10 protein-coding genes are annotated in these 11,605 nt (G+C 35.7%); 7 read left to right on the top strand and 3 right to left on the bottom strand.

What is annotated here, in order from left to right; translation table 11 throughout:
* Positions 1 to 287: 287 nt before the first annotated feature.
* Positions 288 to 905, top strand: a complete 618-nt coding sequence (locus C1724_RS15955; RefSeq protein WP_219723271.1) for a stalk domain-containing protein — start codon at positions 288 to 290, stop codon at positions 903 to 905.
* Between the two features lie 77 nt (positions 906 to 982).
* Here C1724_RS15955 and C1724_RS15950 read toward each other — a convergent pair whose 3' ends face one another.
* Entirely contained in the window at positions 983 to 2,002 is a 1,020-nt protein-coding gene (locus C1724_RS15950; protein WP_102347695.1) for a DUF3231 family protein, read from the bottom strand.
* A gap of 217 nt (positions 2,003 to 2,219) precedes the next feature.
* Here C1724_RS15950 and C1724_RS15945 point away from each other — a divergent pair, with 217 nt between their 5' ends.
* Together C1724_RS15945 and C1724_RS15940 are read left to right on the top strand one after the other, a co-directional pair.
* Positions 2,220 to 3,488 (top strand): ATP-binding protein, encoded by a 1,269-nt coding sequence (locus tag C1724_RS15945; protein WP_102347694.1) that lies wholly within the window; start codon positions 2,220 to 2,222, stop codon positions 3,486 to 3,488.
* Between the two features lie 334 nt (positions 3,489 to 3,822).
* Entirely contained in the window at positions 3,823 to 4,284 is a 462-nt protein-coding gene (locus C1724_RS15940; protein ID WP_102347693.1) for a CoxG family protein, read from the top strand.
* A gap of 274 nt (positions 4,285 to 4,558) precedes the next feature.
* Here C1724_RS15940 and C1724_RS15935 read toward each other — a convergent pair whose 3' ends face one another.
* Positions 4,559 to 6,340 carry a sulfatase-like hydrolase/transferase gene (locus C1724_RS15935; protein WP_102347692.1) on the bottom strand — a complete coding sequence of 594 codons (1,782 nt, stop codon included), beginning with the start codon at positions 6,338 to 6,340 and terminating at the stop codon, positions 4,559 to 4,561.
* A 241-nt stretch (positions 6,341 to 6,581) separates the two neighbouring features.
* Between C1724_RS15935 and C1724_RS15930 the strand changes: the two genes are divergently transcribed.
* From C1724_RS15930 to C1724_RS15920, 3 genes are all read left to right on the top strand, one after another.
* Positions 6,582 to 7,295, top strand: coding sequence for a gamma-glutamyl-gamma-aminobutyrate hydrolase family protein (locus tag C1724_RS15930; protein ID WP_102347691.1), 714 nt, complete (start codon positions 6,582 to 6,584; stop codon positions 7,293 to 7,295).
* 265 nt (positions 7,296 to 7,560) lie between these two features.
* A complete protein-coding gene (locus C1724_RS15925) occupies positions 7,561 to 8,556 on the top strand; it encodes a siderophore ABC transporter substrate-binding protein (protein WP_102347690.1) in 996 nt (331 codons plus the stop codon).
* A gap of 233 nt (positions 8,557 to 8,789) precedes the next feature.
* Positions 8,790 to 9,215 carry an OsmC family protein gene (locus C1724_RS15920; protein WP_102347689.1) on the top strand — a complete coding sequence of 142 codons (426 nt, stop codon included), beginning with the start codon at positions 8,790 to 8,792 and terminating at the stop codon, positions 9,213 to 9,215.
* Between the two features lie 535 nt (positions 9,216 to 9,750).
* Here C1724_RS15920 and C1724_RS15915 read toward each other — a convergent pair.
* Positions 9,751 to 10,998 (bottom strand): erythromycin esterase family protein, encoded by a 1,248-nt coding sequence (locus C1724_RS15915; RefSeq protein WP_102347688.1) that lies wholly within the window; start codon positions 10,996 to 10,998, stop codon positions 9,751 to 9,753.
* Positions 10,999 to 11,101: 103 nt separating this feature from the next.
* On the opposite strand from C1724_RS15915, the gene C1724_RS15910 reads away from it, so the two are divergent.
* Positions 11,102 to 11,596, top strand: coding sequence for a YobA family protein (locus C1724_RS15910; RefSeq protein ID WP_258000419.1), 495 nt, complete (start codon positions 11,102 to 11,104; stop codon positions 11,594 to 11,596).
* Positions 11,597 to 11,605 lie beyond the last annotated feature (9 nt).

Here is an 11,605-nt window from a genome sequence, read left to right as displayed (position 1 = left end):
TATAATAATATTGCTAGAATATACAGATTTTTCAAAAAATAAATCTAAGTACTAAGAAACTGGAGTTGTGTGTTTAAATCTAAATATATAGAACAAAGGTCATTATTAGTGAAGAAAGCGAACCGTTCTAAGGTCTTAAGGGGATGCTGATAAATAGTAGATTTCATGGGACCTTTGTGTCTTTTTTACTGCAATAAACTTTACAAAATCAGGAAATGTTTATCTTGTTTGTTGGGTAATATTGTAAGAGTATTAAACGGTGAGAAATTTTAAGGGAGGTAAAGAATTTGATTAAAAAGAAGTTTATTATTCTCTTTACAGTTGTTTTTTTAGCAGTGCCTTTTGTAGCATTTGGAGCAGGCACAAAAATTAGTGCGTTATTAGCTCCGCATATTCAAATTGTCAACTCAGGTAAAAACATTGATGTAACGGATAACCCAGCTATTATGTATAATAATCGCACCTATGTCCCATTGCGAGCGGTAAGTGAAGCGATAGGGGTTAACGTTGAGTGGGATGGTACAAATAATCGAATTGACCTAATGGAGCCACAAGATGATCATGCAGTAATTGAGAAAAATGGTGTGAAAGTGGTTGATTATGTCGCGAAACCGAATGTCATGAAGACATTTGATATTATAAGCGGGCAGCAAGAGGGTGAGATTATTTATACCATTTCAGAGAAACTTGATACACAAGCTACTGCTACCTTCCTAGTGCTAAATCAAAATAACAAAATTGCAACCTATGAAACGATCATATTAAAAGAAACAGCACCGGGTACGTATAGCCAAAAGTTTTATACAGAATATTTCCACCTTCCATATAAACCTGAAACAAGTAATTTAGGTTTATATGAGGAAAAAATGGCGAATGATTATTCATACCGTTTGAATTTAAATTAAGGTAATAAAATGGCCTGTCTCCAACTGTATGCTGAGTGGTGAGCGGCCATTTTGTTTGTTTGCAATCTTCAGTTTGATTACATAGACTTATTTTTCTTTGCTAAGCTTTTCCGGTCAGCAGATAAAGGTGGTTGTTCGAGCCATTCGTTGGCGATCATAAGATTACTGCCATCTTCAGAGTACTTCAAAATTTCCATTGTTAGTCTAGAATAATCGACAACCAAATCTGTTCGCTGACTTTCAGATATTGCTATTCCATAGTTGCCGATTCCAGCATAAATCATTAAGCTAAAGTGAAACATCATTAATTTATCTGAGAAGGGAGATTCGGTCGAATCGGTAACTTCCTGATCAATGGACATTGGAACAGGTAAGGAATTCATCTCCATATAACTCCGAAAAACCTCTATATGTTTTAAAGCAATATTTTTACCTCGTAATAAATATTGGCGGACTTTGTCTGACTGGGCCACTTGACTAAAAGCAATCGCAATACAAGTTCCAAATTGATTCGTTTCGATATTAGCATGGAGATTGGTAATCTCTGTCCCGGTTAAGGATTCCCTTCGTCCTAGTGCTTCTAAAATAAAGGATTGCTTATGAATAAATTCCAGTTTTTTCGGATAAGGAATAGTTGGTGGGCGGAGATCAAGGCCTTTTTCTAATAGCATATTAGTCGCTTCATTATCCAACTCCAACGTAGATGTAAGGCACTTTGAATAAAATGATCGTATGTCTTGGCGATATACATTTTGTAATATCCTCCCGTAGGTCACTAATCCGCCTTTAGCCATATTGCGTATGTATTTTAAATAGAATACGTCTGAAAATAAGCGTTTGGCTCTTAGATTAACATCATTTTCAGTAAAACCTTGTGGAACCTGAATTACTTCTCCAATAAAAATTCCTTTAATAATTTCAATATGCTGCTGTGATAAGTCGATAGCATGCTCTAAAAGCGTTTTTATATCTTGATCATCAACATTTTGACGAAAGTATCGTAAAATCCACACTGACATACTATCGGTAATATAGCTAGTCCATAAATAAGACAATTCCGCCGCGGTTAGCTTAATTGGATCGTGATGGCTATCCATTAGACGACCTCCTGTACTTGATGCCGATAATATTCCCGGATATTGCAGTAATTATGAAAGTAAAGTGTTTAAATAGAGCGGAAAGGTCATGTTCTCCAAGCCTTTTTTTACTGAAGTTCCAAATAATTGTTTATTAATTTGCATTATTTTAAAAATTACATAAGTTTTTCGAAAAATTATGATACAATACTACTAATTATTTATTAGGAGTTTAATAATGAAAGAGATACTAATCAATGTTTTATTTCTACTGGTAGTATTATTAGTTACACAGCATATTCTTGAAGTATATACTAAAAGATTAACAAAAAAAGTAGTTATGATATACGCATTTTTTGCTGGTTTAATTTCAATCTTTTTTTGTATGACTTTTCCCTTTCATGTAAGTCATGGTTTTAATATAGATATACGGATCGTACCGTTTATCATAGCAAGCTTGTACGGTGGTCCACTCACAAGCTTTGGGTTGTATATATTTATCGTCTTTTATCGATTCATCCTCGGCGTAGACCTAGTTTTATATGGGGTAGTTCTTAATTATGCGCTAATTCCAATTTTTATTTATTTTATTCATAAACATTATTTGAAATCTGGAATAAAAAATAAAATCTTGATGTCACTTGGATTTGTCTTTTTCCATATACTCACAAGTCATTTTATTTACTCACATCTAATTGTATCAAATACGCCTGTAAATATATTAATGTTAGGCGCTTTTATTAAGGTTTGGTGTATTGTCCTCATTATTTTAACTATCGAGAGAATTAGGTTGAATTTCGAAATTCGTAATAGACTATTAGATATTGAAAAGATGGAAATAATCAGCCACCTAAGTGCATCTATATCACATGAGATTAGAAATGGTTTAACAGGGGCAAAAGGGTTCATGCAGCTTTTAAAGGAAGGCGAACATGATTCACAAAAGAAAAGATATATTGGGATTGCAATGGAGGAATTAGAAAGGTCAGAAGGAATTATTCGTGACTTTTTAACTTTTGCAAAACCTGCCCCTGAAAAAGTGGAGAATATCAATATGGAAGAGCTAATAAGCTATACAATTGAATTAATCAAACCGCTTGCCAATATGCACTCGATTATAATTCAAAGAGAACTTTCAATATTTTGGATTCAAGGTGACAGAAGAATTATTCAACAGGCTTTCTTAAATATACTTAAAAATGCTGTTGAAGCTATGCCGGATGGTGGGGATTTGTTGATAAGTGTGCATATTGATGAACAGACATTTAAGGTCTCTTTTAAAGATACAGGAGTAGGAATGTCTCCTGAACAAATTGAGAGACTAGGAAAACCGTACTTCACTACGAAAGGCCAAAAAGGAACCGGACTCGGTATGATGGTAGCTTATCGAGTGATACAGGAATTAAATGGAGAAATAAAAGTAAATAGCAAAGTAGGGAAAGGCACCACTTTTACAATCTTATTGCCACGTATTTGTAATAAAAGCTATGAAGAAGTAGTTAGCTAATATTTGTAGATCACAGGATAGAATAATAATTCTATTCTAAAAAATTAAATATAAGTGAAAAGCCAATGGTATAGTACTCATTGGCTACTTTTTTATGTAATTAAAACACCATAGATTAATGTAGTAATGTTTTAAATGAGTAATTTTGGGAAAATTACATTGCTGGCGTCATGATGCAAATACTGTTAAAGATTTGTAAAACTTAGGTTCTGGCAGTCGTTAAACTAAGTATTAAAATTGGAATAGTGTGTTTAATTCAAAAGTTCAAGGACAAATTGTTTGTAACATACAATTAGAAAGATAACTAAAACTATGGTTGAAAGGGGATAGGGTTATGCCAATAGCTAAAGAGCATGGCCGTGTTAATCAAAATATCCATACAATGTGGGATTTTATTAAGGATATGGAAAATTGGGCTCCGTGTATGCCAGGCTATGTCTCTTTTAAGGAAGTTGATAAGAACGTTTCAATTTGGTGCCTTAAAGGTGATGTAGGAATTTTTAAGAGAAAAGTAGACTTTACAGTTACTGTAACTGAGCGAGTAGCTCCTGATCGAATTGCTTTTACCCTAGAGGCAAAAACCGAAGGCATTAAAGGTGTTGGTTCTTATAAAGCAGTAGCTGTTGGGGATGATGCTACCGATGTAGAATTTAATCTTGATATGTCAGGACAGGGATTGGCGGCTAAAGTAGTAAATGTTTTATTATCAAAGACATTACCACGCGACTGCAAAATACTAAAGGATAATCTGACAAAAGTGTTGGAATCCGAAGAAAGTCCAGTCGAAATTAGGTAGAAAACTACCTATTATTATAGAACAAATCATCTCCACTCGTCGATATTCATCTCTTCATCCTACTATTATTGCTAGTGAGAAAGCATACCGCTCAAACTAATGTGCTATGATGTTAATGAAATAAATAAGGTCTATTCACTAGGTACTTAAAGTCTCATTTAAGCATCAAGGGAATAGGCCTTTTTTTAGATATAAAAATGGCTTTGATGGAATGACCACTTTAATAAAGAGTGCAATCAGATTCAATGCTTTTGTTTCAGACTAAGGTAGAGAATTATCCATTATTGGGAGATAGTCTTTTAAGTTGACGTTGTTCTGCAAGAACGCCCATTAAAATTTGTTGTACAATTCTTGATTCAGGTGTTTCGTTATCAGAATGTGCTAGATTTATTTCCTCAAAAGGATCGCGTGTGACATTATATAATTCAAATTGTTCAGGCACTGGCTGAGTTTTAGTATAGGTAATACAAACTGAAGCCACAGAGTCATCAGGAAGGGGAATATTCCCTTGTTGTACCGTCCTAACATCTTCAACCCCTGGGTTACTCCAAAATTGAGGATTATCATAATATCGGGATAGTTTCCATTTTTCTTCTTGATTATTTTCGCCTGTTTTTAATGTAGTAATAACAGTCTCAAGATGATTCGGTTGTTTTACAGATTCGTATGGTTGGCCGGTAAAACTTTGTTGGTTTAGCCCTTTCGTTACTTCATCATCTGTCATAAAGTAAAGTGGTTCATTAGCTTGTGTAAGGTTAGAATCACCAGTAATGAACGATGTTAGATTCCTTCCAACAAAAGGATGCACCTCTGTATGGTCTGTACGTAATTTTTCCTGAACTTCGTTTACATTAATGTTGGCAAGTCCTAGTAATGTAGGAATTATATCTACATGGCTTGTTAACATGTTGCTTGTTTGGCGGCCTTTGAATAACTTTGGACTATGAATAATAAAAGGAACATGAAGCGCTTCCTCGTATGCATTATGCCATTTTTGAAACAGTCCACCATGAGCACCTAGCAAATCTCCATGATCTGAGGTGAACACAACGATTGTATTTTCATAGAAACTAGAGGTTTTAAGTGCTTGAAAAACCTTGGAAATTTCCTGATCTACCTGTTTTTGAAGTGTGTAATAGAGTTGTCGATAAAAAAGAGTATCAAATGTTGGTTGAAAGGCTATTTGATATGTTTCTTGATAACTTTTCTGTGCTGTGGGTTTTGTTTGCAATGATTCGTTTGCTGTTGGAGCTGGTGGAATGTGGGGTATAGTTGGATCTACTTCAAAATTAAACATTGGAGAAAACTGCGTTAATAACCCAAATAATGTTATATCATGGGGATTAACGAATGATGAGACAATCAGCCATGGTTCTTGAATTTTTATTGTATCTTCCTCAAGTGATCGAATTAATTGCACGACTTCCTCTGAATAAATGACATCGCGACCACTTATTCCCGTAGCTGCCACAGAACCTGAATTACGAGGATTTGTACCATGTGGTTCAGGACCAACCCAGCTTGAAAAGCCGAATGGTTCAAGACGGTTTGAATTTAAGTACTCTTGTTCTTTTTCATGAACAGGCACACCGGTTGACGTGTTGTAGCTAGATAAGGCGTCATGTGTTCCAGGAATTAATATGTCTTCATCGGAAATATGCCATTTTCCTTTCCAAAAGGTACGATAACCAGCAGCTCGGAAATAGTCACCAAGTGTTGGGACAGTATTAGGATCTAACCAGTATACATCTGGATCAAATGCACCTTTTGCTACTCCGGTTGTTTGGGTTACACCGTGCAAAGAGGGATATTGGCCAGTGAAAAGTGTGGCTCTGCTAGGTGAACATGCCGTACTTCCAATATAATGGTTTAAAAAAGTTAAGCCATTCTCCCGCAACAATTCTTGCGTCTTTAAGTTATGTTTACACCACTCTTTTAGGTCTTCATTTTCGTAGGCAGTTTGAAATCGTTGTTCATCTACACAAATAAACAGAAAATTAGGGTGTTTCTTGGGAAACTTAGGTTTTTTAGACTTCTTTTTCTGATCCTTTGACATAATAATTCTCCTTCACCCAAAAATTGAAGATGCTGCTTTGTAGTTTGTAATTATCATACGTTGCTAGGTTATGAATGTTTGGGCTTTGTCAATAATTTATATGATTATTGTAATAATAAACCGAAATTAAGTTATTTGGTTTCAGAAATGTAAAAAGGATACTTTTCGTGATACTATCGTTATAAAAAGGAACATTCACTATATAAATAACTTAAATATGATGATAGAAAGGGAGATGGAGATGAAAAAGCCTATGATTGCCGTAGTGCCATTGTATGATGAGAAAAAGGATAGTTATTGGATGTTGCCTGGCTATATGAAAGGTATTGAGGATGCAGGTGGAATACCAGTCATCTTACCGTTAACAACAGACCTTGAAGTCTTAATGACAATTTCTGACACGTTTGATGGCTTTCTTTTTACAGGTGGACAAGATGTAAATCCAGAACTTTACGGGGAAATTAAAGAAGACTTTTGTGGGCCATTGTGCGATCAAAGAGATATTATGGAAGACACTTTATTCAGTCAAGTTCTGTTGCTAGACAAGCCTGTATTAGGAATTTGCCGTGGAATTCAATTGTTTAATGTATTATCGGGAGGCACACTTTATCAAGATCTACCAACACAATATAAATCGGAGCAGTCAATTGTGCATAAGCAAATGTGCCCTTATGATAAACCAATACATAAAGTATTTATTGAAAAGGAAAGTCCACTTTATGAAATTTTAAAAGATGATTCAATAATGGTGAACAGTCTACATCATCAAGGAATTAAAGTGCTGTCTGAGCAATTAGAGTGTTCAGCAAGAGCTGAGGATGGTTTAATTGAGGCTGTTTATATGCCTGGAAAGAAGTTTGTTCACGCAGTTCAATGGCATCCAGAATATAATTATCGAGTAGATGATCATAGCTTGAACCTATTTAGTGAATTTGTCAAAGCTTGTAGAAAGTAACCTTTTTTAGCGGGTATATCCTTCAATTTTGCCGTTTGAATTAATCAAATACTATGGAATTACGTCCCTGTATAATAGGGATTTTTTTTTGAGGTGAGATAAAAAGGAAGTTATTAAATGATGTTAATTGAAGGTATTTATATTTTTTAAAATTTTCCAGAAACTAATTGACAATAATTATCAGTCATATTATCATTGATAATGAATTTCATTTGCAATGATAATGAATATCATTCGAGCAAATAACTATTTGAGGTGAAGGAAAATGAAGAAGAACATTTTCATGATTTTACTTGTTTTAGCTTTAGCAATGGTAATGGCAGCATGCGGTGCTGGTAACTCAAGTGAACCAGCAGCAACAGAAACAGAAGAAGTAGCAAGTGACAGTGAGGAAACACAAGAACCAGCAGCTGAAGAACCAACCGAGTTAACAATCAAACATCAATTAGGGGAAACTGTAGTTCCAGTAAATCCAGAAAACGTAGTTGTGTTTGATTATGGTGTTTTAGATTCATTAGATTTACTTGGTGTTGAAGTAGCAGCTGTAGCACAAGGAAGCAGTATTCCTACATATCTATCAAAATATGAAGATTCAAAATATGTAAATGCTGGTAGTTTAAAAGAACCGGATTTCGAGGCGATAAGTGCATTAGAACCTGGGTTAATTATTATTTCAGGCAGACAGCAAGATGCATATGAAGAATTAAGCAAAATTGCTCCAACGATTTTTATGGGAGTTGATACAGCAAGATATATGGAATCATATAAAGAAAATGCAACAATTCTTGGCCAAATCTTTGACAAAAAGACAGAAGTAGAAACTGAGCTTGCTAAGGTTGAGAAAACCATTGCTGCATTAAATGAAAAAGCAACTGCAACAGGTAAAAATGCTCTAGTAGTTTTAGCAAACGCAGGAAACATTAGTGCATATGGACCTGGATCACGTTTTGGTCTGATTCATGATGTATTTGGCTTGGAAGCTGTTGATGAGAACCTTGAAGTATCAACACATGGTCAAAATATTTCCTTTGAATATATTGTTGAAAAAGATCCTGATTATTTATTTGTAGTTGACCGTGATGCCGTTGTTGGTGGCGATGCATCAGCAGCTCAAACAATTGAAAATGACTTAGTGAAAAATACTAAAGCATATAAAAATGGTAATATTGTTTATCTAAACCCTGAATTCTGGTATTTGTCAGGTGGAGGATTAATTTCGGTTCCAGAAATGGTTAAGCAAGTTGAGGAAGGTATTCAATAAAAGTGATTTTTAGCCTATGATTGTTTTGATCCCCTACAGGGTGACAGGAGAAGTTTCTTAACTGTTAATCTGGAGGGGATTTTTTTCTAATTCGAATTTTGTTAATGGGTTTGCAGCATCTAGTCTTTACTTTTAGAAGAAACGATGAGTTAAAAAAATTCAACTAAGAAATAGCATTTTAAATATAGTTGACTAAGTTGAGAAAGAATAAGTAGTAAAGGAGTGATGATACTATGGAATTGACAATAAACTGGGATGGGAAAATGGCGTTTTCAGGAAACACACCATCAGGGCATATTCTTAAGATGGATGCTTCTGAAGATATTGGTGGTGAAAATTCCGGCCCAAGACCTACAGAATTACTGTTAAGCGCCGTAGCAGGCTGTACGGGCATTGATATGATATCAATTTTGAAAAAGATGAGGATTGAGCCTACATCTTTTAAGATGGAACTAAAAAGTGAACGGGCGGATGATCATCCAAAGAAGTTTACAAAGATTCATATTCATTATGCCGTCGAAGGTGAATTACCTGAAGAAAAGGTTGTAAGGGCAATCAAGCTGTCAAAAGATAAATATTGCTCGGTTTCTCATTCGTTAAGTGCAACGATTGTAGCAAGCTATTCGATTAATGGGTTTAAAGGTGAGCAAAGCTTATAAGGATTCGGCCAGTGTTTGTCGGTTAAAAGGCAGAAACAGTCAGAAACCTGGGTTGATTCTGACAGAAAAGGCGCTCGGAGTGGAAAAGCAGTCAGAATACCGGTGTGATTCTGACAGAAAAAGCGCTTGAAGGGTCGAAACAGTCAGAATACCGGTGTGATTCTGACAGAAAAAGCGCTCGAAGTGGAAAAGCAGTCAGAATACCGGTGTGATTCTGACAGAAAAGGAGCTCGAAGTGGAAAAGCAGTCAGAATATCGGTGTGATTCTGACAGAAAAAGCGCTTGAAGGGTCGAAGTAGTCAGAATACCGTTCTGATTCTGACAGAAAAGGAGCTCGAAGTGGAAAAGCAGTCAGAATACCGGTGTGATTCTGACAGAATATAAAGCCAAAAGGCACAAAAGGCACAGAAGGTCTGAAACCTGATTCTTTTGAAAGAACGAAGAAAACCAAACATAGGCTTTAGCAATCCTGCTCCTGAACCAATAAAGATTAATTGTCGTTCAATGGAGCAGGTGTTTTTGTGCAATTAAGTACTTACAGCAGTGTCAATGCTTTTGTCTCGTCGATGTGAATGAATGCATCATATCGTTCAGATAGACGCGATGGTACATAATTCCCATAATGTTCATAGGCGGGATTATAAACGACACCAATAGCACGATGTTCAATTACATGATGGAAAAGTGCTTTATTTTCTTTTGTAAACAGAAGGTATTGATTAGTGGCACCACCAGCGTTGTGCATCGCTTCTTCCCAACTGCCTTTACTGCCTTCTGGAACCGTCATGATTTTAGCTGGGTCGTCCCACTTATTCGCTGCTATAACCGTCCCTTGATAGGTACCAAAACCAATTGAATATACATTGGTTGGTCCGTACTTTTCACGTGTTAATTGACCGACGTTAACCATCCCTTCATCAGCCATATCGGTAGCCCGAGCATCGCCGATATGTGTATTATGCTCCCACACGATTCCTTTGGCGGATTGGCCATAAAAATTTCCAATGTGGTCAAGTGCTTCAACCATATGACGGTCACGAATGTTCCATGATTCACTATCATTCGTTACCATCGTATGATAATAATGCTCAGCGTTGTTAGCAACAATCGCATTAATATTCATATTTAAAGCTGCTTCGAGATCATCACTATATTTATTTTTATTGATACTGTTTAATAAATCGAGAATTTCACTCATACAATCCTCGCCATAAAATGCTGAGGAAATTCCATACATTTCTGGCTTACGATTGTATGGATCGAAACATTCAATTGCATTTAATGCTATTTGGAGGTCAGGTGACTCTATTTTCTTTAAGTAATTTACGATAGCCGTCATGGATTCCCATAGACTATATACATCAAGCCCATAGAAACCAATTTTCTTAGTTGCTTGCTTTTGATTGTAAGAGTATAACCATTCAATAAGGTCAACCATTTCATGATTAGCCCACATCCAACTTGGCCAGCGATTAAAGGATTGTTTTAAAACATCTGCAGCACTGATATATTCAGGAGCCAATCCCTTAATATAACGATTTACTTCAAAACAAGCTGGCCAGTCGCCTTCAACAGCAATAAAGGAGAATTGGTGCTCTTTAATAAGCTGTTTTGTCAGTTCAGCACGGACAGTATAGAATTCACTCGTGCCATGGCTTGCTTCACCAAGTAAAACAAACCTTGCATTGCTGGCGGCCTTGATTACCGGCTGCAGTTCTGAAGTATTAGTAAACTTAACGGCATATTTCTTTATGTCATCTATTAGATGGTTTGTTTTTAACATAAAAGTTCACCTCTTGTTTAGTATGAACTGTTTCCTGTTTTTAAATATAAGGGGAATGAAACAAATTAGTTCTACGTTCGTCTAATTTACAGGAGGGATGTATATGTGGAAACTATTCTTTACCTTAGCATTGATTAGTTTAATGCTTGTGGGGTGTACTTCAAATGAAGAACCAGGGATGGAAGGTTATATTGTTAACAAAGAAAATGGCAGGATTCTTGTTGTTGAAAGCGTCCCAAAAGACTTTAGTTCATCAGGTGGGTTACCTGAATTTTATAATGCAATTTATTTCTCAGATGCGCCTAATAATGTAAATGTAGGTGATAAGGTTCAAGTGTGGTTTGATGCTGTGGCTGAATCATATCCGGGGCAATCTCGTGTTGAAAAAATAGAAATTCTGACGACCCCGAAACCCGAATATGCAAATTTAACTCATTCTGAAGTTATTCGACAAGCACTAGGAACAGTTAACATGAATCAGAACGGCATTTCATTACCAATAATTAAAGCTGTAATGTACGATGCTAAATTGGATGTTTGGAATGTCACAATTAAGCAAAATGAAGAAGAAATTAGCATTGACGTGAAAGATGATTAAAAGGGAGGA

Source organism: Bacillus sp. Marseille-P3661 (assembly GCF_900240995.1).
In the GTDB taxonomy this organism is placed as follows: Bacteria; Bacillota; Bacilli; order Bacillales; family Bacillaceae_J; genus OESV01.
This window is presented reverse-complemented; position numbering and strand designations above follow the sequence as displayed.

Coding starts and splice junctions, on each gene's coding strand:
- C1724_RS15920 (WP_102347689.1), top strand. CDS start 8,790: ATGGAATTGACAATAAACTGGGATGGGAAAATGGCGTTTTCAGGAAAC.
- C1724_RS15925 (WP_102347690.1), top strand. CDS start 7,561: ATGAAGAAGAACATTTTCATGATTTTACTTGTTTTAGCTTTAGCAATG.
- C1724_RS15930 (WP_102347691.1), top strand. CDS start 6,582: ATGAAAAAGCCTATGATTGCCGTAGTGCCATTGTATGATGAGAAAAAG.
- C1724_RS15945 (WP_102347694.1), top strand. CDS start 2,220: ATGAAAGAGATACTAATCAATGTTTTATTTCTACTGGTAGTATTATTA.
- C1724_RS15915 (WP_102347688.1), bottom strand. CDS start 10,998: ATGTTAAAAACAAACCATCTAATAGATGACATAAAGAAATATGCCGTT.
- C1724_RS15940 (WP_102347693.1), top strand. CDS start 3,823: ATGCCAATAGCTAAAGAGCATGGCCGTGTTAATCAAAATATCCATACA.
- C1724_RS15910 (WP_258000419.1), top strand. CDS start 11,102: ATGTGGAAACTATTCTTTACCTTAGCATTGATTAGTTTAATGCTTGTG.
- C1724_RS15935 (WP_102347692.1), bottom strand. CDS start 6,340: ATGTCAAAGGATCAGAAAAAGAAGTCTAAAAAACCTAAGTTTCCCAAG.
- C1724_RS15950 (WP_102347695.1), bottom strand. CDS start 2,002: ATGGATAGCCATCACGATCCAATTAAGCTAACCGCGGCGGAATTGTCT.